Origin of the sequence: Rhodopseudomonas sp. G2_2311 (assembly GCF_047501505.1) — a bacterium.
Lineage (GTDB): Bacteria > Pseudomonadota > Alphaproteobacteria > Rhizobiales > Xanthobacteraceae > Rhodopseudomonas > Rhodopseudomonas palustris_H.
In genome coordinates this window covers 1-17,793 of sequence record NZ_JAZDRK010000010.1, presented here as the reverse complement: position 1 = coordinate 17,793, position 17,793 = coordinate 1, and the positions used below count along the sequence as shown (strand labels likewise).

The window sequence follows — 17,793 nt, the reverse complement described above, 5'->3', positions numbered from 1 at the left end:
GCCCCGGCAATGCCGGAGCCCTGGATGTCGTGAGGTAAGCCTGAGGCTTACTTGTCGCGCTGCTTGAGCGCGGTGCCGAGAATGTCGCCCAGCGTCGCGCCCGAATCGGACGAGCCGTACTGCGCGATGGCTTCCTTCTCCTCGGCCACTTCCAGCGCCTTGATCGACACCTGGACCTTGCGGGCCTTCTTGTCGAACTGGATGACGCGGGCGTCGACCTTCTCACCAACCGCGAAGCGGTCGCTGCGCTGGTCGTTGCGGTCGCGTGCCAGCTCCGAGCGCTTGATGAAGGTGTTGAAGTCGGTGCCGACGATCTGCACGTCGATGCCGCTTTCCTTCACGTCGAGCACTTCGCAGGTCACGACAGCACCCTTCTTGACGTCGCCCGGCTCGGCGAAGGGGTCGCCTTCGAGCTGCTTGACGCCGAGCGAGATGCGCTCCTTTTCGACGTCCACGTCGAGCACCACGGCCTTGACCATGTCGCCCTTCTTGAAGTTGTCGATCACCTGCTCGCCCGGCAGCTTCCAGTCGAGGTCCGAGAGGTGGACCATGCCGTCGACGTCGCCGTCGAGACCCAGGAACAGACCGAACTCGGTCTTGTTCTTGACCTCGCCTTCGACGGTCGAACCGACCGGATGCTTCTCGACGAACACTTCCCACGGATTGCGCATGGTCTGCTTGAGACCGAGCGAGATACGGCGCTTGACCGAATCCACCTCGAGCACCTGCACTTCGACTTCCTGAGAGGTCGAAACGATCTTGCCGGGGTGCATGTTCTTCTTGGTCCACGACATCTCGGAGACGTGGATCAGGCCTTCGATGCCCGGCTCGAGCTCGACGAACGCACCGTAGTCGGTGATGTTGGTCACGCGGCCGGTGAAGCGCGCGTTCAGCGGGTACTTGGCCTCGATGCCCTGCCACGGATCGTCCAGCAGCTGCTTCATGCCGAGCGAGATGCGGTGGGTCTCGTGGTTGATCTTGATGATCTTGACCTTGACGGTCTGGCCGATCGTCAGCACCTCGGTCGGGTGATTGACCCGGCGCCAGGCGATATCGGTCACGTGCAGCAGGCCGTCGATGCCGCCGAGGTCAACGAACGCACCGTAATCGGTGATGTTCTTGACGACGCCGTCGATCACCTGACCCTCTTCGAGGTTCTGCACCAGCTCCTGGCGCTGCTCGGCGCGGGTCTCTTCCAGCACGGTCCGGCGCGACACGACGATGTTGCCACGGCGGCGATCCATCTTGAGGATCTGGAACGGCTGCGAGTTGTTCATCAGCGGCGCAACGTCGCGGATCGGACGGATGTCGACCTGCGAGCGCGGCAGGAACGCCACGGCGCCGTCGAGGTCGACCGTGAAGCCGCCCTTGACCTGATTGAAGATGACGCCGAACACCTTCTCGTTGTTCTGGAAGGCCTTCTCGAGCTTGCCCCAGCTCTCTTCGCGGCGCGCCTTGTCGCGCGACAGCACGGCTTCGCCGAGCGCATTCTCGATCCGATCGAGGAACACCTCGACGGTATCGCCGACCTTGATCTCGTTGTCGCGGCCCGGACCTGCGAATTCGCGCAGCGGCACGCGGCCTTCGGTCTTCAGGCCGACGTCAATGACGGCCATGTCCTTCTCGATCGCGACGACCTTGCCCTTGATAACAGAGCTTTCCTGCAGGTTGCCGCCGGCGAAGGACTCGTCGAGCATCGCGGCGAAATCGTCGCGGGTCGGGTTGTAAGTGTCAGTCGAAGCCATTTGTTCTCCAGATGCGGATGTCGCCGGCAGTTCGGTTGAGGGCCGTCTCGCGCGCACAGTGTCAGGGGTCCGCGAACCTGACGACCACCCAGCACATCAGTGCGGAGCGGGCCGGCAGCATGCCTGCACGGTCGAGACGTTGATCCGCGGTGAAGCGGATCGCAGATTGGGGCATTCCAGCAGAACGTCCGGCGGCAAAAGAAGCGACGAATCCGAGATGGATCTCGCGGTCTTCATCCGGCCATCGCGGCGGTGGCGGCGGAGCGGGCGAACCTCCAATGACGGCGTCGGTTTGGTCGATTAGACCCGACGCCGGCCCGCTCGAACGGCCTCGACAATGTCGATGGCGGCCCGGACGCCGCCTTCTATATCCAAATAGGAATTATCGAGCAAGACTGCATCCGGTGCTTGCTTGAGCGGCGCTGCCGAGCGGCTCTTGTCGCGTTCGTCGCGCTTGATGATGTCGGCCAGGATCTCCGCCTCGTCGGCGGGCTCGCCGCGGGACTGGGCTTCCAGGAAGCGGCGGTGGGCGCGAACCTCGGGCGAGGCGACCACGAAGATCTTCACCTCGGCGTCGGGACAGATCACCGTGCCGATGTCGCGGCCATCCAGCACGGCGCCGGGAGGCGCGGCGGCGAAAGCCTGCTGGAACTCGACCAGGGCGGCGCGGACTTGCGGATGGGCCGACACCACCGAGGCGGCTTCGCCGACCGCGTGGCTCTTCAGCGCCGGATCGTCGAACCGCGCCGGGTCGAGCGTGTGCGCGACCTCGGCGGCGCGCGCCTCGTCGGTGAGGTTGGCGCCGGCGTCCAACATCGCCTTGGCGACCGCGCGGTAGATCACGCCGGTATCAAGGTGCCTGAGGCCATAATGTGCGGCCAGCCGCTTGGCGAGCGTGCCTTTGCCCGATGCAGCCGGTCCGTCGATTGCGATGATCATTCTCTTGTGCATTCCAATTGGCTTGGTGAGCCTTTACGGCGGCGGGGCGTCCCGACGAGGCCCGCGGTGGTTTGCAGCCGTGAACGACTGGGTATAAACCCGCGATCCGCCGAAGCCAGCCTCGTTGGCGATTTCCTATCAATCTCTGCCCGGACCCTGCCTGGATGGCCACGCCCGCTTTCGTCAAACGGATTACGCGATCGGATGCGGTCCTGTCGCTCGGCGTCAACTTCTCCAAGATCTATTTTAAGTTCGTGATGTGGACCGGTCGATACGACCGGCAGGCCGCTCCGATCCCGGAGCCTTACATCCTGGCGATGTGGCACGGGCGGCTGATCATGGCGCCGATGCTGCAGACCAAAAGCAAGCCGCTGGTCGCGCTGATCAGCGGGCATCGCGACGGTAAGATCATCTCCCGGGTCGGGGCCGCGTTCGGGATTCAGACGGCGGTCGGTTCGTCCTCGCGCGGCGGCATGCGGGCGGCGCGCGAAATGATGCGGCTCGGAAAATCCGGCCACAGCCTGTTCGTCACGCCAGATGGCCCGCGCGGTCCGCGGATGCGCATCAACAGCGAGGGTGTTCTCGATATGGCGCGGCTGACCGGGCTGCCGATCCTGCCGGTCTCGGTCAGCCTGTCGCGTCACAAGCTGCTCCGGAGCTGGGATCGGCTGATGCTGCCCGGGCTTTTTGCCAAGGTCGCGATCCGGTTCGGCGAGCCGATCACCGTCGAGGCGGGCTCGCCGACCGCAGAGATCGCGGAGCGGCTGCAGGCGGCTCTGACCGCCGCCCAGAACGAAACCGACCGGATCGTCGGCCTTCAGCCGGTCGAAGCGGCCTGAGGCTCAGCCGAATTCGGCACCGAGCCGCTGCATCATCGGAACGAAGTCCGGGAAGCTGGTGGCGATGAAGGCGGTGTCGTCGACCGTCACCGGCTTGTCCGAGGCGAGGCCCATCGCGAGCGCCGACATCGCGATACGATGATCCATGTGGGTGGCGACGACGCCGCCGCCCGGCACATGGCCCTTGCCTTCGACGATCAGATCGTCGCCTGCGATCTCTACCGCGACGCCGTTGACCCGCAACATCGCCGCCGTCGCTTCCAGCCGGTCGCTTTCCTTGACCCGCAGCTCGTGCAGGCCGCGCATCACGGTGGTGCCCTCGGCGAACGCAGCGGCGACCGCCAGCACCAGATACTCGTCGATCATCGACGGCGCCCGCTCCGGCGGCACCTCGACGCCCTTCAGCTTCGATCCGCGCACACGGAAACGGGCCATCGGCTCGCCGGCATCGCCGCGGACGTCGCTGTCCTCGATCGAGGCGCCCATTTCCCGCAGCGTCGTGATCAGCCCGGTGCGCAGCGGGTTGGTCATCACGTCGGTCAGTTCGATGTCGGAGCCGGGCACCACCAATGCCGCCACCATCGGGAAGGCGGCCGACGATGGATCGGCCGGCACCACCACCGGGGCGCCGCGCAATTCGGGTTGGCCGGTTAATGAAATCTTACGGCCATGGGCACCTTCGGGTTCGGTGACGATCGTGGCGCCGAAATGCTGCAGCATCAGCTCGGTATGGTCACGGCTGGCTTCGGCCTCGATCACCGTCGTGACGCCGGGCGCCGACAGGCCGGCGAGCAGCACCGCGGATTTGATCTGCGCCGACGGCACCGGGGTGCGGTACAGAATCGGCAGCGGATCGCGGGCGCCCTGCAGGGCCAGCGGCAATCGGCCGCCCTCGCTGCTCGATACCACTTTTGCGCCCATCAGCTCCAGGGGATCGACGATTCGCCGCATCGGCCGGCTGCGCAGCGACGCATCGCCGTCGAACGTCGCCAGGATCGGCGATCCGGCGACCGCACCCATCGCCAAACGGCAGCCGGTGCCCGAATTGCCGAAATCCAGCGGGGCTTCCGGTGTGGCGAAACCGGCGACGCCGACGCCATGCACGCGCCATTCGCAGTCGCCGGTGCGCTCGACCTTGGCGCCGAGCGCGCGCATCGCCTTGGCGGTGTTGAGAACGTCCTCGCCCTCGAGCAGGCCGGAGATTCGCGTCTCGCCGACCGCCAGCGCGCCGAGAATCAGCGCCCGGTGCGAAATCGACTTGTCGCCCGGGACGCGCGCGGTGCCGCGCAATGCGCCGCTCTTGCGCGCCTGCAGCGGCGTCGGCTGGTTCGAATCAGTCAAGATTGTGGTCCCTCGCGGCTGCGGGTGATTCGGCCTGGCATTGCGGCCGTCCTCGCGGCCTTCGGCATAAACCGCTATTGACAGCGGCGTGCCAACTAGCCAAGTGAAGCACCGTTTTTCAAGAAATCCCAAGGTTGCACAAGTGGCGAAATCCGATCTCGGAACCAAACGCATTTGCCCGACGACGGGCAAAAAGTTCTACGATCTGAACAAGAATCCCGTGATCTCGCCCTACACCGGCGAGGTGGTGCCGATTGCACCGGTTACGGCGCCGCGCAGCCGTGCGGATCAGCGCGCCCCTGTTGGCGCGGATACGGAAGCCCCCGAGGCGATGGAAGCCGAAGAGCTGGTGTCGCTGGAAGAGGCCGATGCCGAGGAGAACACCGGCAAGGTCAAGGCCGTGGTGCCGGAATCCGAGGACGACATCGAAATCGACGAAGCCATCGACGACGATGACGACGATTCGACCTTCATCGCCGATGAAGAAGAAGAGGATGAAGACGTCACAGACATCATTGGTGACGTTTCTGGCGATGAGGAGACTTGAGATCGTCGCCGATATGTGATCAACGATTGCCGCGCGGCCGATTTTGATTTGCGCCGCGCACCCAGGGTAAGGGGCCATAGCTCAGCTGGGAGAGCGCTTGCATGGCATGCAAGAGGTCGGCGGTTCGATCCCGCCTGGCTCCACCATCCTTCCCTCAGGCTTTCAAAGCTTTTGTCTCGCTCAGGCGCACACCCAGCGCCCGCCGCTCAGGTGCGCAGCACTGAAGCCTCTCATGCGCTGCGAACGAAGCCGACGCCCGCCGGGCATTTGCCAAGACGGTGTTGGGGGCGATAAGTTCTCCGCTCCTGCAAAGCTTCGGTAAGAAAGCCCTTATGACCTCTGCATCGATGCCCGGCGCGATCGCCGGATTGCGTGTAATCGATCTGACCCGCGTGCTTGGCGGGCCCTACTGCACCCAAATCCTCGCCGACCACGGCGCCAACGTCATCAAGCTCGAACCGCCGGCCGGCGACGAGGTGCGCGACTGGGGGCCTCCGTTCCATGACGAGGACGCGGCGTATTTTCTCGGCGTGAATCGCAACAAGCGTTCGATCGGCCTCGATCTCGCCTCGCCCGGCGGGCGCGAGGTGCTGTTGAAGATGCTCGAAGACGCCGACGTGCTGATCGAGAACTTCAAGCCCGGCACGCTCGACAAATGGGGCCTCTCCAACGAGGTGATTCGCGAGAAGTTTCCGCGGCTGGTGCATTGCCGGATTTCGGGCTTCGGCGCCGACGGCCCGCGCGGCGGCAACCCCGGCTATGACGCCATCATCCAGGCGATGACCGGCATGATCGCCGCGACCGGCTCGCCGGAGAGCGGACCGGTGCGAATCGGTGTGCCGCTGGTCGACATCACCACCGGCCTGTATGCGACCATTGGTATCCTGATGGCGCTGGCGGAGCGTGAGCGCTCCGGTAAGGGCCAGTTCGTGGAGACCACGCTTTACGAAACCGGTCTCGCGATCATGCATCCGCATACCGCGAACTACTTCCTGCATGGCAAGCCGCCGGCGCTGACCGGCAACGAGCACCCGAACCTGGTGCCGTATTCAACCTTCAACGCCCGCGACGGCCAGATCTTCACCGGCGTCGGCAATGACGGCACGTTCCGCAAGCTGTGCAAGGAAATCGGCAAGCCAGAGCTCGGTACCGATCCGCGCTTCGCGCGCAACAAGGACCGCATCGCCAACCGCGCTGCGCTCCGCGCCGAACTCGAGGCGGTATTCAGCCAGCACGATGCGGTGCCGCTGTGCGACCGGCTGCTCAATGCCGGCTTGCCCGCAGGCCCGGTGCAGTCGATCGACAAGGCGCTGACCAGTCCCCACACCGCCTACCGCGGCGATGTGATCGAGAAGGATTGGTACAAGGGCGTTGCCTCGCCGATCCGGTTCGAGCGCACCAAGGCCAGCCTGCGTGGCCTGCCGCCGACGTTCAGCCAGCACGCCAACGAAGTGCTCGGCGAGTTCGGCTATTCGGCGGACGACATCGCCAAGCTGAAGGCCGACGGTATCGTCAGCGGCCCCGAGCGCAAACGCTGATGAGGACGGCGCCGGCCGCGATGCCGGCGCCGTTCATTCTGCTCTCGCTACGCACCCAGCTTCGATTACCGCAGTGCAGGAACTCTTGCACTGCATCATAAGCTGTTGCGACGACAGCGCCGCCGCCGCTTCCTCCCCGGCGGTGCCTCGCTTATACGGTCATGTGTCTGTCATCGCGCACTGCTACGCGCGCCCACCACGACAGCACGTGCCCAACCGGGAGGTTTTCATGGCATTTCGATCCTTTGGCCTGACCGCGGCCGCCGCGACGGCGATCGCCGCGACGCTGGCGATGGCTGCGCCGGCATATGCGGTCACCGAAATTCAGTGGTGGCACGCGATGACCGGCGGCAACAACGACGTCATCGTCAAGCTGGCCAATGACTTCAATGCCGCGCAGAGTGACTACAAGGTGGTGCCGACCTACAAGGGTGGCTACGCCGATACCATGAACGCCGGCATCGCCGCGTTCCGCGCCGGCAACGCGCCGCACATCCTGCAGGTGTTCGAAGTCGGCACCGCCACCATGATGGCGGCGACCGGCGCCGTGAAGCCGGTCTACAAACTGATGCAGGAAACCGGCGAGCCGTTCGATCCGAAGGCGTATCTACCGGCGATCACCGGCTACTACTCGACCTCCAAGGGCGAGATGCTGTCGTTCCCGTTCAACTCGTCCTCGATGGTGATGTGGGTCAATCTCGACGCGCTGAAGAAGGCCGACATCGCCGAGATCCCGAAGACTTGGCCCGAGGTGTTCGAAGACGCCAAGAAGCTGAAGGCTGCCGGCTACGCCACCTGCGGCTTCTCCACCGCCTGGGTCACCTGGGCCAATCTCGAGCAGCTCTCGGCCTGGCACAACGTGCCGCTGGCCAGCAAGGCCAACGGTCTCGACGGTTTCGATACCAAGCTCGAATTCAACGGCCCGGTTCAGCTCAAGCATCTGCAGAAGCTGATCGAGCTGCAGAAGGACAAGACCTACGACTATTCCGGCCGCACCAACACCGGCGAGGGCCGCTTCACCTCGGGTGAGTGCCCGCTGTTCCTGACCTCGTCGGGCTTCTTCGGCAACGTCAAGTCGCAGGCCAAGTTCAACTGGACCAACGCGCCGATGCCCTACTATCCGGACATCAAGGGCGCGCCGCAGAATTCGATCATCGGCGGCGCTTCGCTATGGGTGATGGGCGGCAAGAACGCCGCCGAGTACAAGGGCGTCGCCAAGTTCCTGGCGTTCCTGTCCGATACCGATCGCCAGGTCGCGATCCACAAGGCCTCGGGCTACCTGCCGATCACCAAGGCGGCCTACGAAAAGGCCAAGGCGGACGGCTTCTACAAGGAGCAGCCGTATCTCGAAACCCCGATCAAGGAGCTGACCAACAAGCCGCCGACCGAGAATTCGCGCGGCCTGCGGCTCGGCAACATGGTGCAGCTCCGCGAACTGTGGGCCGAGGAAATCGAGCAGGCGCTGGCCGGGAAGAAGACCGCCCAGCAGGCGCTCGACGCCGCCGTCGAACGCGGCAACGCCATGCTGCGCCAGTTCGAAAAGACCGCGGTGAGGTAAGTGCTCCAACCCTACACTGGCTGTCATTGCCGGGCTTGACCCGGCAATCCATCCTTCGGAAGAGTGATGGATGCGCGGGTCAAGCCCGCGCATGACGGCAGGATGGGGGAGGGGAGTTAGTCATGCTCAAGCAGGCCGTCTTCCAGTCCAAGTTCCTGCCCTATCTGCTGGTGCTGCCGCAGCTCGTGGTGGTGCTGGTGTTCTTCTATTGGCCAGCCGTGCAGGCGGTGATTCAGTCGTTTCTGCTGCAGGACGCCTTCGGCCTGTCGACCGTGTTCGTCTGGTTCGACAATTATCGCGAGCTGCTCGACCAGCCCGACTACTTCGCCGCGATCATCCGGACCTTCGTCTTCTCCTTCGCGATCGCGCTGTCGTCGCTGTCGCTGGCGTTGCTGCTGGCGGTGATGGCGGACCGGCCGCTGCGCGGCTCGACGTTCTACCGCACCATGCTGATCTGGCCCTACGCGGTGGCGCCGCCGGTGGTCGGCGTGCTGTGGGTGTTCATGCTCAATCCGTCGCTCGGTGTCATCGCCCATGGGCTGCGCGCGCTCGGCGTCGATTGGAACCCGCTGCTCGATGGTGATCAGGCGGCGCTGCTGATCGTGCTCGCGGCGGCCTGGAAGCAGATCTCCTACAACTTCCTGTTCTTCCTCGCCGGGCTGCAGGCGATCCCCTCCAGCGTGATCGAGGCGGCGGCGATCGACGGCGCCCGGCCGATGCGCCGGTTCTGGACCATCATCTTCCCGCTGCTGTCGCCGACCATCTTCTTCCTGGTGATCGTCAACGTCGTGTACGCGTTCTTCGACACCTTCGGCATCATCGACACCATGACCCGCGGCGGTCCGGCGAAGGCGACCGAAACGCTGGTCTATAAAGTGTATCAGGACGGCCTGCTCGGCTCGAACCTCGGCAGTTCGGCGGCTCAATCGGTGATTCTGATGGCGATCGTGATCGCCCTGACGGCGATCCAGTTCCGCTTCGTCGAGCGCAAGGTGAATTATTGATGGTCGAGCACCGGAAGTTCGGACACCTGGTGCCGCATCTGATCCTGTGGATCGGCGTCGCGATTGTGGCCTTCCCGGTGTATCTGGCGTTCGTCGCCTCGACCCAGGACAACGCCACCATCGCCAATGGCCAGATGTCGCTGCTGCCCGGCGGCCACTTTCTGGAAACCTATTACAAGACTATCTTCGTCGGCTCCTCCGGCACCACCCGCGAGCCGGTCGCCAGCATGCTGTTCAACTCGTTCGTGATGGCGATGTCGATCGCGCTCGGCAAGATCGCGATCTCGATCATCTCCGCCTATGCGATCGTGTATTTCCGGTTTCCGTTCCGGATGACGATCTTCTGGCTGATTTTCATCACCCTGATGTTGCCGGTCGAGGTCCGGATCTATCCGACCTACAAGATCGCCGCGGACCTCAATCTGCTCGACAGTTACGCCGGGCTGGCGCTGCCGCTGATCGCGTCGGCGACCGCGACGCTGCTGTTCCGGCAATTCTTCATGACGGTGCCGGACGAACTGTTGGAAGCGTCGCGGATCGATGGGGCCGGGCCGCTGCGGTTCTTCTGGGATACGCTGCTGCCGCTGTCGCGCACCAATATGGCGGCGCTGTTCGTGATTCTGTTCATCCTCGGCTGGAATCAATATCTCTGGCCGCTGCTGATCACCACCCGCGACGACATGCAGACCATCCAGATCGGCATCCGCAAGATGATCGTCACCTCGGATGCGCTGACCGAGTGGCCAGTGGTAATGGCGACCGCCGTTCTGGCGATGCTGCCGCCGGTCGCCGTGGTGGTGCTGATGCAGAAACTGTTCGTGCGCGGACTGGTCGAGACGGAGAAGTAGCAACAGTGGCCAACGTCGTTCTCCGCTCTGTCCGCAAGACCTATCCGGGTGGTTTTGAGGCCATCAAAGGCGTCGATTTCGAAGTCGGCGACGGCCAGTTCTGCGTGCTGGTCGGGCCGAGCGGCTGCGGCAAGTCGACCCTGCTGCGAATGATCGCCGGGCTCGAAACCGTCACCGGCGGCGAGATCGGCATCGGGGACCGCGTCGTCAACGACGTCGAGCCGGCCGATCGCGATATCGCGATGGTGTTCCAGAACTACGCGCTCTACCCGCACATGACCGTGTACAACAACATGGCGTACGGCCTGCGCAACCGCGGCATGGCCAAGGCGGAAATCGACGCGCGGGTGCAGGAAGCGGCGCGCATCCTCGAACTCGGTCCGATGCTGACCCGGAAGCCGCGGCAATTGTCCGGCGGCCAGCGCCAGCGGGTCGCGATGGGCCGCGCCATCGTGCGGCATCCCAAGGTATTTCTGTTCGACGAGCCACTGTCGAACCTCGACGCCAAGCTGCGGGTCGCGATGCGGGTCGAAATCCGCAAGCTGCAGCGCCGGCTCGCCACCACGGCGATCTACGTCACCCACGACCAGCTCGAGGCAATGACGCTTGCCGACATGCTGGTGGTGATGAATGCCGGCCAGGTCGAACAGATCGGCTCGCCGCTCGACGTCTATGCCAAGCCGGCGACGACCTTTGTGGCCTCGTTCATTGGCGCACCGCCGATGAACCTGCTGACCCTGGCGGACGATCTGCGGAGCCAGCTCGGTGGCGCGCCGGCCGAGGCGGGCATTCTCGGCGTCCGCCCGGAGGACCTCGTCATCGGCCCAGGAGGGGCAGCTCACGGCGGGCTGGCGCTCGATATCACCGTCGAGGCGATCGAGCGGGTCGGGCCGGAGACGTTCGTCTACGGGGCCCGCGCAGGCCATGAGGCGCGGCCGGTGGTCGCTGGAAAGCCTGGCGAAGGGGCCGGCGGGGACATCATCGTCCGGATCCCCGGCCAGGTCGCGCCGGCGGTCGGAGAGCGCATCACGGTCGCCGCGCCGCCGCACTGCCTGCATCTGTTTTCCGCCGACGGGCGCCGCCGGATTGCCGGCTAGCCGACCGTAAGCTACTGGTGGAATTCGCTGTTCTGGCCTTCTTGAACAGTTCTTTTGCACTGCCCATATTGGTTTGGACTGGACGGCGAGGTGCCGGACGGTCGATGGGGTGCCGCAAGGACCCCCTCAAAGTCGCTTCGAGAGGACTTTGTGATGTCTCGTGTTCCTTCGTTATCTAGTCCCTTTCTGCTGGGATTCGACGAGATCGAGCGTGCGCTCGACCGCGTCGTCAAAGGCGCCGACGGGTACCCCCCGTACAACATCGAACGGTGCGAACGCAGCAACGGCGATCCCGAAAAGCTGCGCATCACACTGGCGGTGGCTGGATTCACCCGCGATCAACTCGATGTCACAGTTGAGGAAAATCAACTGGTGATCCGGGGCCGGCAGCAGGATGACAAAACTCGGCAATACATCCACCGCGGCATTGCCGCGCGTCACTTCCAGCGGACGTTCGTGCTGGCCGACGGGATGCAGGTGTTGGGTGCGGACCTGAAAAACGGGTTGTTGTCCATCGACCTGATCCGGCCTGAGCCGGAAAGGGTCATTAAGACAATCGCCATCACCGAACACGAATAATGGAACGAGTAGCGGACTCGACCGCTTAGTCTCCTAGAGGAGTCGAGACCATGACTGAAGCTGGTACTACGCTTGAAAATGTGGGCGTCACGCCGGAAGCGCTGGCGCATCTGGGCGAAGGCCACATCGCCTATGTGAAGCAGATCCGCTCCGAAGACGTACCTGGGTTGTTCCCGCAGGCGCCGCAGATCGCGCCGGGCCTCAAGCTGTTCGCGCTGCATTCGGCCGATGGCACGCCGATCATGCTGACCGACAGCCGTGAAGCGGCGATCGCGAATGCCTGGAGCCAGGAACTGCAGGCCGTCAGCGTCCACTAAGCGCTGACTGTAAGACGGTTACGCGACGCGGGGTGTCCGGTGACGGCCCCCGCGCCTGCTGAATACTCATCAGCGGCGCTGAGGCGCCCCAGCAAGCAACCGCAGCGCGTTGCATTGCTCACGTCCCCATATCGATAGTAACGCGATCTCGTGCCTTTGCCGTCGCGGCTCAGCGACGTTGGAGCTCGTACGAGTAACCGCTGCGCCTGAACCAGTTTCGGTCCGGTGCCGAGGACTCATTCTGCTGTCAGTGTAATGCCTTCGCGAAGCTCGCGGGCTGCCGGCCAGCAATATGCCGCGCTGTTAAGCCGCGGTGGCCGGCGGCAGCGCCAGCACCGAGTAGATCGCATGGGCGTCGCGGGAGGCGCGCAGCTTCTTGGCGACGTCCTGGTCACGCAACAGCCGGGCGATCCGCGCCAGCGCTTTGAGGTGGTCGGCGCCGGCACCTTCGGGCGCCAGCAGCAGGAAGATCAGGTCGACCGGCTGGCCGTCCATCGCTTCGAAATCGATCGGACGTTCCAGCCGCGCGAACAGCCCGAACAGCTTTTCCAGCTTCGGCAGCTTGCCGTGCGGAATCGCCACCCCATAGCCGACCGCGGTGGTGCCGAGCTTCTCGCGCTGCAGCAGCACTTCGAAGATCGAGCGTTCGTTCTGACCGGTGAGTTCAGCGGCGCGCGCCGCGAGTTCCTGCAGCGCCTGCTTCTTGCTGATCACCTTGAGCGCCGGGATGACGGCCTCGGGCGCGACAAGATCCGTAATCGTCATCAGGCGTTCCGGGGGTGTTGGTGCGGTCCGGGTGAAATAGGACGGCGGTGGGTTGCGTCAAGCGTTCGATCCGAGAAGCGCCGCGCGATTTCCTGATCGCGGCTAAAACGCTTCTGAAATCATGATCCTAACTTAAGTCTAGCATTCCTGCCGGCGGCCGTAAAATGCCGTCGGCGGTCCGCCGAAAAGCGGCGGACCATAGGCAGAGCGTTGCACGGGCGTCAATGCCTCGCGGAGGTTCCGCTTGCGGCTTTCCCGCGAGGCAATGCGCGGATCAGTTCGTGCCGTTCAGCACCGGCGGGTCGATCCAGCCGATATTGCCGTCGGCGCGACGATAAATGATGTTCACGCGGCCCGAGCTGCCGTGCTGGAACACCACCACGGGTGCGCCGGTGAGATCGAGCTCGACCACCGCCTCGCTCACCGACAGCCGCTTCATCGCGGTGGTGGCCTCGGCGATGATCACCGGGTTGTAGGCGTCCTCGTGATGCTCTTCGTCGCCGGGCGCTTCGATCACGTAGCTGGCCGCGTCCACCGGCGTGCCGAGCTCGGCGAGCGCGTTGGCCTCGGCGTGAGCCTTGCGGGCCGAACGATCCTTCAGGCGGCTCTTGTAGCGGCGCAGGCGCTTCTCGATCTGGACCAGCGCCTGATCGGCGCTGACATAGGCGTCGGCGGCATTCGACTCGGCTTCAAGCGTGATGCCGGAATCGAGGTGCAGCGCACAATCGGTGCGGAAGCCGAAACCGCCTTTGCTGAGCGTGAAGTGCCCCGAATAATTCCCATCGAAATACTTGCGCAGCACCTCCTCGGTGCGTTCGCTCACGCGGCTGCGCAGCGCTTCGCCGATGCTGATGCTTTTGCCGGATATCCGGATGGTCATGGCAGTGCCTCGATTCACATGTGGGGAGGTGAGTCTAGTCAGAGCAGGGCGACGCAATCAAGCTGGGGCTGTGTCGCGGGAGCGGCTCGCGGCCGCAGACGGCGTGCCCAGCATGTTCTGCTTGTCGCGACGGCGCTGCACTGAAGAGGGAATGCGCATCGCTTCGCGATATTTCGCGACGGTGCGACGCGCGATGTCGATGCCGGCCTCGCGCAGACGTTCGACGATCGTATCATCCGACAGGATTGCTGACGGATCTTCACTGTCGATCAGTTGGCGAATCTGGTGCCGCACCGCTTCGGCCGAATGCGCTTCGCCGCCGTCGGCGGAAGCGATCGACGCAGTGAAGAAATACTTAAGCTCGAAAGTGCCGCGGTTGGTCGCCATGTATTTGTTGGCGGTGACCCGCGACACCGTCGATTCGTGCATCTGAATTGCGTCGGCCACGGCTTTCAGATTCAGCGGCCGCAGATGCTTGACGCCGTGGGTGAAGAAACCGTCCTGCTGGCGCACGATCTCGGTCGCCACCTTGAGGATGGTGCGGGCGCGCTGATCGAGCGCGCGCACCAGCCAGGTGGCGTTCTGCAGACAGTCGGAGAAGTACGACTTGTCGCCGTCCTTGCGGATCGTCTTCGACAGCTCCGAATAATACGACTGGTTAACCAGCACCTTCGGCAGCGTGTCGCTGTTGAGTTCGACCAGCCAGCCGCCGTCGGGGCCGGGCCGGACGAACACGTCAGGCACAATGGTCTGCACCCGCGACGAGCCGAACTTCAGGCCCGGCTTCGGATCGAGGTGACGGATCTCGCCGATCATGTCGACGAGGTCTTCGTCGTCGACGCCGCAGATCTTGCGCAAGCTTGCAACGTCGCGCTTGGCGAGCAGGTCGAGGTGTTCGACCAGCGCCTGCATCGCCGGGTCGTAGCGATCGCGCTCCCGCAACTGGATGGCGAGGCATTCGCTCAAGTTGCGCGCGCAGATCCCGGGCGGGTCGAAGGTCTGCAGCACCTGCACGACCGCTTCGACGTCGTCCTGACTGGCGCCGAGCCGTTCGGCGGCATCGCCGAGATCGGCCGGCAGGTAGCCGGCGTCGTCGACGAGGTCGATCAGGTACTGTCCGATCAGCCGCTGCGACGGCGTCGTGACCGCAACCGCGAGCTGTTCGGCGAGATGGTCGGCCAGCGAAGTCTCGGCCGCCACGAAGGCTTCGAGATTGTAGCCTTCATCCGACGACGCTCCGCCGCCCCATTCAGTATAGGAGGCCGGCGCGCTGTCCTGCGCGGCGCGGGCCGCAGCTTCGGCGGGCTCTTCGGGAAAAACGTTCTCCATGCCGGTATCGAGCGTCTGCTCGATATCGCTCCGGCTGCCGAGATCGCGGTGCATCCATTCTTCGGTGCCTGGCTCGAACGCGCCGGCGGCCGCGGGGTCGGTGAAATCCGAAGAACCCTCGCCGCCGAAATCCTCGCCGCTGCTTGCACCGAACTCGCTGCCGCCCTCGGCGCCTTCCGCCGTGGCTTCACCGGCCACCGGCGGTTCCGCATTGTCGCCGGCGCGATCGAGCAACGGGTTCTTCTCGATCTCATCCTCGACGAAAGCCGCGAGGTCGAGATTCGACAACTGAAGCAGCTTGATCGCCTGCATCAGTTGCGGGGTCATCACCAGAGACTGGGTCTGACGAAATTCGAGACGTTGCGACAGCGCCATGGTGGCCAGAAACGGTAGTTGGTCCGTTTCTTGCTTACGCCTTTCCGGAGCGGTTGTACACGCCTTGACGGATGGGAAATTTGGAGTAGAGGCGCCGGCCCTTCTGGCGGGATGTCTTTCCGGTATCTAGGTAGTTCTGATCGCGCCTCGCGATCAGGCCGGTAGCGGTAATCATGGACCCGCCGGCTCTAAACCGCAACCGGCTTCACAGCCGGAATTCTTCGCCAAGGTAAAGCCGGCGCACATCCGGATCGTTGACGATGTCTTCGGGCGTCCCTTCGGTCAGGATCTCGCCCGCATAGACGATGTAGGCGCGATCGGTGAGGCCGAGCGTTTCGCGAACGTTGTGATCGGTGATCAGCACGCCGATGCCGCGATTGGTCAGGTGACGCACCAGGTCCTGAATGTCGCCGACCGCGATCGGGTCGATACCGGCGAACGGCTCGTCCAGCAGCATGTAGTTCGGGCGGCTGGCGAGCGCGCGGGCGATTTCGACGCGGCGGCGCTCACCGCCCGACAGCGCGATCGACGGTGATTTGCGCAGCCGCTCGATGTTGAATTCCTGCAGCAGATTGTCGAGCTGCGCTTCGCGCTTGCGCTTGTCCGGCTCGACCGCTTCCAGCACCGCGCGGATGTTCTGCTCGACGGTAAGGCCGCGGAAGATCGAGGCTTCCTGCGGCAGGTAACCGATGCCGAGCCGAGCGCGCTGATACATCGGCAGCTTGGTGACGTCGTGGCCGTCGAGTTCGATCGCGCCGTTGTCGGCCTTGATCAGCCCGGTGATCATGTAGAACACGGTGGTCTTGCCGGCGCCGTTGGGGCCGAGCAGGCCGACCGCTTCACCGCGTCGAACATAGATGCTAACGCCGCGCACGATCTTGCGGGTGCCGAAGCTCTTCTCGACGCCGTGCACCGCCAAGTAACTGGATGCCGGTGCGGCCTGCGGCGCAGCCGCCTGCGGGGCGACGGTGCGGCGCGGTGCTGCAGCCGCGGCCGGTTGTCGCGGCGGAGCCGCGTACGACTCGCTGCGTGCGATCGGCGGTGCGTCGCGCACCGGCGTAGCGAGCAGATCGCCGACGTCGTCGCTGTATCTGGTAATGTCGTTGCGCGCGCTGCCGAACCCGGGAGCTTTCGGGCGCCGACGGAACATGCCGCGAAGATCCACCATGCGCTACCGAACCTGTTCCGTGAGACGCGCCGCCGCGAGGCGTGCCGTGACGTTATGGGCGCCTGCCGCGGCCGTGCGGCCGCAGCAAAGCGACGCTTCGCCGGCGCTGTTATAGGCGGCCGCCGTCCGGTTCAACACTCGCGGTGCGTGCTGGTGATGCGGTACGGTCACTTCGGCTTGCCCGAGCTGGTCGGCGGGCCGAGCGGCAGCGGACCGCCGCCATTCGCGCCCGAGGATTGAAATAGACCCTGCACCCGGCCGCTGTCCGATTCCACGCGCGATACGCCGGTGGTCATGTCGACCAGCAGCCGGTCGCCGCGCACCACGTTGCGGGCCTGGGTCAGCACCACGTTGCCGGTCATCGTCACCAAATTGGTCTTGGTCTCGAACACCGCCTTGTCGCCGGTGACGACCTGATCCTTCTGGGTGACGACGACGTGGCCCTTGGCTTCGAGTCGCCGGATCGAGGAGGCGCCGTCCGGGCCCGGCGCGGCCGCCGGCATCGGCTTGCCCTTGGCGCCCTTCGCCGGAGTCTGATCCTGGTCGTAGAACACCACCAGCGTCTGCGACGTCATGGTGGTGTCGCCCTGCACGACTTTGACGTTGCCGGTGAAGGTCGCTTCCTTGTTCTTGTCGCGCACTTCCAGGGTGTCGGATTCGATCTGGATCGGCTTGTCGCGGTTTTGCGAGAAGCCCTGCATCGCGTTGGGCACGCCCTGCACGGCGCTCTGCGCCGCCGCCGGCACCGTGCCGGCAACCGACAGAGCAACCAGCGCGGCACTGGCCAGCGCGACCGGGCCACGAAGCCGACGAAACCAAACAGCAATGTGCATTGTCGAGATCACCTCGCGACGGCCCGCTGGCCGGGATTGGGGGCCGCCCGCGACTTGGTCGGGGCGGGCGGCGGCGCGGGCTGCGCGGCGG

General features: G+C 64.7%; 17 protein-coding genes and 1 tRNA gene. 10 read left to right on the top strand and 8 right to left on the bottom strand.

Features of this window, described 5'->3' with window-relative positions; genetic code table 11:
- Window positions 1–47: 47 nt before the first annotated feature.
- Together rpsA and cmk are read right to left on the bottom strand one after the other, a co-directional pair.
- Window positions 48–1,745 (bottom strand): 30S ribosomal protein S1, encoded by a 1,698-nt coding sequence (rpsA, locus tag VRZ08_RS14495; protein ID WP_011155635.1) that lies wholly within the window; start codon window positions 1,743–1,745, stop codon window positions 48–50.
- A gap of 300 nt (window positions 1,746–2,045) precedes the next feature.
- Entirely contained in the window at window positions 2,046–2,684 is a 639-nt protein-coding gene (gene cmk / locus VRZ08_RS14490) for a (d)CMP kinase (protein WP_414532978.1), read from the bottom strand.
- A gap of 164 nt (window positions 2,685–2,848) precedes the next feature.
- Here cmk and VRZ08_RS14485 point away from each other — a divergent pair, with 164 nt between their 5' ends.
- Window positions 2,849–3,523 carry a lysophospholipid acyltransferase family protein gene (locus VRZ08_RS14485; protein WP_013499910.1) on the top strand — a complete coding sequence of 225 codons (675 nt, stop codon included), beginning with the start codon at window positions 2,849–2,851 and terminating at the stop codon, window positions 3,521–3,523.
- Window positions 3,524–3,526: 3 nt separating this feature from the next.
- Here VRZ08_RS14485 and aroA read toward each other — a convergent pair whose 3' ends face one another.
- Window positions 3,527–4,864 (bottom strand): 3-phosphoshikimate 1-carboxyvinyltransferase, encoded by a 1,338-nt coding sequence (gene aroA / locus VRZ08_RS14480; RefSeq protein WP_414532977.1) that lies wholly within the window; start codon window positions 4,862–4,864, stop codon window positions 3,527–3,529.
- Window positions 4,865–5,006: 142 nt separating this feature from the next.
- Between aroA and VRZ08_RS14475 the strand changes: the two genes are divergently transcribed.
- From VRZ08_RS14475 to VRZ08_RS14435, 9 genes are all read left to right on the top strand, one after another.
- Window positions 5,007–5,411, top strand: a complete 405-nt coding sequence (locus VRZ08_RS14475) for a TIGR02300 family protein (protein WP_107353702.1) — start codon at window positions 5,007–5,009, stop codon at window positions 5,409–5,411.
- Window positions 5,412–5,481: 70 nt separating this feature from the next.
- Window positions 5,482–5,557 (top strand) — tRNA-Ala (locus VRZ08_RS14470).
- A 186-nt stretch (window positions 5,558–5,743) separates the two neighbouring features.
- Entirely contained in the window at window positions 5,744–6,949 is a 1,206-nt protein-coding gene (locus tag VRZ08_RS14465; RefSeq protein ID WP_414532976.1) for a CaiB/BaiF CoA transferase family protein, read from the top strand.
- 229 nt (window positions 6,950–7,178) lie between these two features.
- Window positions 7,179–8,507 carry a sn-glycerol-3-phosphate ABC transporter substrate-binding protein UgpB gene (gene ugpB / locus VRZ08_RS14460; RefSeq protein ID WP_414532975.1) on the top strand — a complete coding sequence of 443 codons (1,329 nt, stop codon included), beginning with the start codon at window positions 7,179–7,181 and terminating at the stop codon, window positions 8,505–8,507.
- 122 nt (window positions 8,508–8,629) lie between these two features.
- A complete protein-coding gene (gene ugpA / locus VRZ08_RS14455; protein ID WP_264053776.1) occupies window positions 8,630–9,511 on the top strand; it encodes a sn-glycerol-3-phosphate ABC transporter permease UgpA in 882 nt (293 codons plus the stop codon).
- On the top strand, window positions 9,511–10,359 hold the full coding sequence (gene ugpE, locus VRZ08_RS14450; protein WP_414532974.1) for a sn-glycerol-3-phosphate ABC transporter permease UgpE: 849 nt from the start codon (window positions 9,511–9,513) through the stop codon (window positions 10,357–10,359). Before ugpA ends, ugpE begins: the two co-directional genes overlap by 1 nt.
- 5 nt (window positions 10,360–10,364) lie before the next feature.
- Window positions 10,365–11,456 carry a sn-glycerol-3-phosphate import ATP-binding protein UgpC gene (locus tag VRZ08_RS14445; protein ID WP_414532973.1) on the top strand — a complete coding sequence of 364 codons (1,092 nt, stop codon included), beginning with the start codon at window positions 10,365–10,367 and terminating at the stop codon, window positions 11,454–11,456.
- 153 nt (window positions 11,457–11,609) lie between these two features.
- The gene (locus VRZ08_RS14440) at window positions 11,610–12,035 is read left to right on the top strand and encodes an Hsp20 family protein (RefSeq protein WP_011155625.1); all 426 of its coding nucleotides are present in this window, start codon (window positions 11,610–11,612) and stop codon (window positions 12,033–12,035) included.
- Window positions 12,036–12,085: 50 nt separating this feature from the next.
- A complete protein-coding gene (locus tag VRZ08_RS14435; RefSeq protein WP_107342327.1) occupies window positions 12,086–12,352 on the top strand; it encodes a DUF1150 family protein in 267 nt (88 codons plus the stop codon).
- A gap of 303 nt (window positions 12,353–12,655) precedes the next feature.
- Here VRZ08_RS14435 and ptsN read toward each other — a convergent pair whose 3' ends face one another.
- From ptsN to VRZ08_RS14410, 5 genes are all read right to left on the bottom strand, one after another.
- On the bottom strand, window positions 12,656–13,117 hold the full coding sequence (gene ptsN, locus VRZ08_RS14430) for a PTS IIA-like nitrogen regulatory protein PtsN (protein WP_107342326.1): 462 nt from the start codon (window positions 13,115–13,117) through the stop codon (window positions 12,656–12,658).
- A gap of 274 nt (window positions 13,118–13,391) precedes the next feature.
- Window positions 13,392–13,997, bottom strand: coding sequence for a ribosome hibernation-promoting factor, HPF/YfiA family (gene hpf, locus VRZ08_RS14425; RefSeq protein ID WP_414532972.1), 606 nt, complete (start codon window positions 13,995–13,997; stop codon window positions 13,392–13,394).
- Between the two features lie 57 nt (window positions 13,998–14,054).
- Window positions 14,055–15,701, bottom strand: a complete 1,647-nt coding sequence (gene rpoN, locus VRZ08_RS14420; protein WP_346295976.1) for an RNA polymerase factor sigma-54 — start codon at window positions 15,699–15,701, stop codon at window positions 14,055–14,057.
- A 205-nt stretch (window positions 15,702–15,906) separates the two neighbouring features.
- Complete coding sequence (gene lptB, locus VRZ08_RS14415; RefSeq protein ID WP_414532971.1) at window positions 15,907–16,869, bottom strand: LPS export ABC transporter ATP-binding protein; 963 nt, start codon at window positions 16,867–16,869, stop codon at window positions 15,907–15,909.
- 167 nt (window positions 16,870–17,036) lie between these two features.
- Entirely contained in the window at window positions 17,037–17,702 is a 666-nt protein-coding gene (locus VRZ08_RS14410; protein WP_414533068.1) for an LptA/OstA family protein, read from the bottom strand.
- Window positions 17,703–17,793 lie beyond the last annotated feature (91 nt).

Bases quoted from the DNA above. Each gene is read 5' to 3' on its own strand.
- rpsA (WP_011155635.1), bottom strand. From the start codon at position 1,745: ATGGCTTCGACTGACACTTACAACCCGACCCGCGACGATTTCGCCGCG.
- cmk (WP_414532978.1), bottom strand. From the start codon at position 2,684: ATGATCATCGCAATCGACGGACCGGCTGCATCGGGCAAAGGCACGCTC.
- VRZ08_RS14485 (WP_013499910.1), top strand. From the start codon at position 2,849: ATGGCCACGCCCGCTTTCGTCAAACGGATTACGCGATCGGATGCGGTC.
- VRZ08_RS14465 (WP_414532976.1), top strand. From the start codon at position 5,744: ATGACCTCTGCATCGATGCCCGGCGCGATCGCCGGATTGCGTGTAATC.
- ugpB (WP_414532975.1), top strand. From the start codon at position 7,179: ATGGCATTTCGATCCTTTGGCCTGACCGCGGCCGCCGCGACGGCGATC.
- ugpA (WP_264053776.1), top strand. From the start codon at position 8,630: ATGCTCAAGCAGGCCGTCTTCCAGTCCAAGTTCCTGCCCTATCTGCTG.
- ugpE (WP_414532974.1), top strand. From the start codon at position 9,511: ATGGTCGAGCACCGGAAGTTCGGACACCTGGTGCCGCATCTGATCCTG.
- VRZ08_RS14440 (WP_011155625.1), top strand. From the start codon at position 11,610: ATGTCTCGTGTTCCTTCGTTATCTAGTCCCTTTCTGCTGGGATTCGAC.
- VRZ08_RS14435 (WP_107342327.1), top strand. From the start codon at position 12,086: ATGACTGAAGCTGGTACTACGCTTGAAAATGTGGGCGTCACGCCGGAA.
- ptsN (WP_107342326.1), bottom strand. From the start codon at position 13,117: ATGACGATTACGGATCTTGTCGCGCCCGAGGCCGTCATCCCGGCGCTC.
- hpf (WP_414532972.1), bottom strand. From the start codon at position 13,997: ATGACCATCCGGATATCCGGCAAAAGCATCAGCATCGGCGAAGCGCTG.
- rpoN (WP_346295976.1), bottom strand. From the start codon at position 15,701: ATGGCGCTGTCGCAACGTCTCGAATTTCGTCAGACCCAGTCTCTGGTG.
- lptB (WP_414532971.1), bottom strand. From the start codon at position 16,869: ATGGTGGATCTTCGCGGCATGTTCCGTCGGCGCCCGAAAGCTCCCGGG.
- VRZ08_RS14410 (WP_414533068.1), bottom strand. From the start codon at position 17,702: ATGCACATTGCTGTTTGGTTTCGTCGGCTTCGTGGCCCGGTCGCGCTG.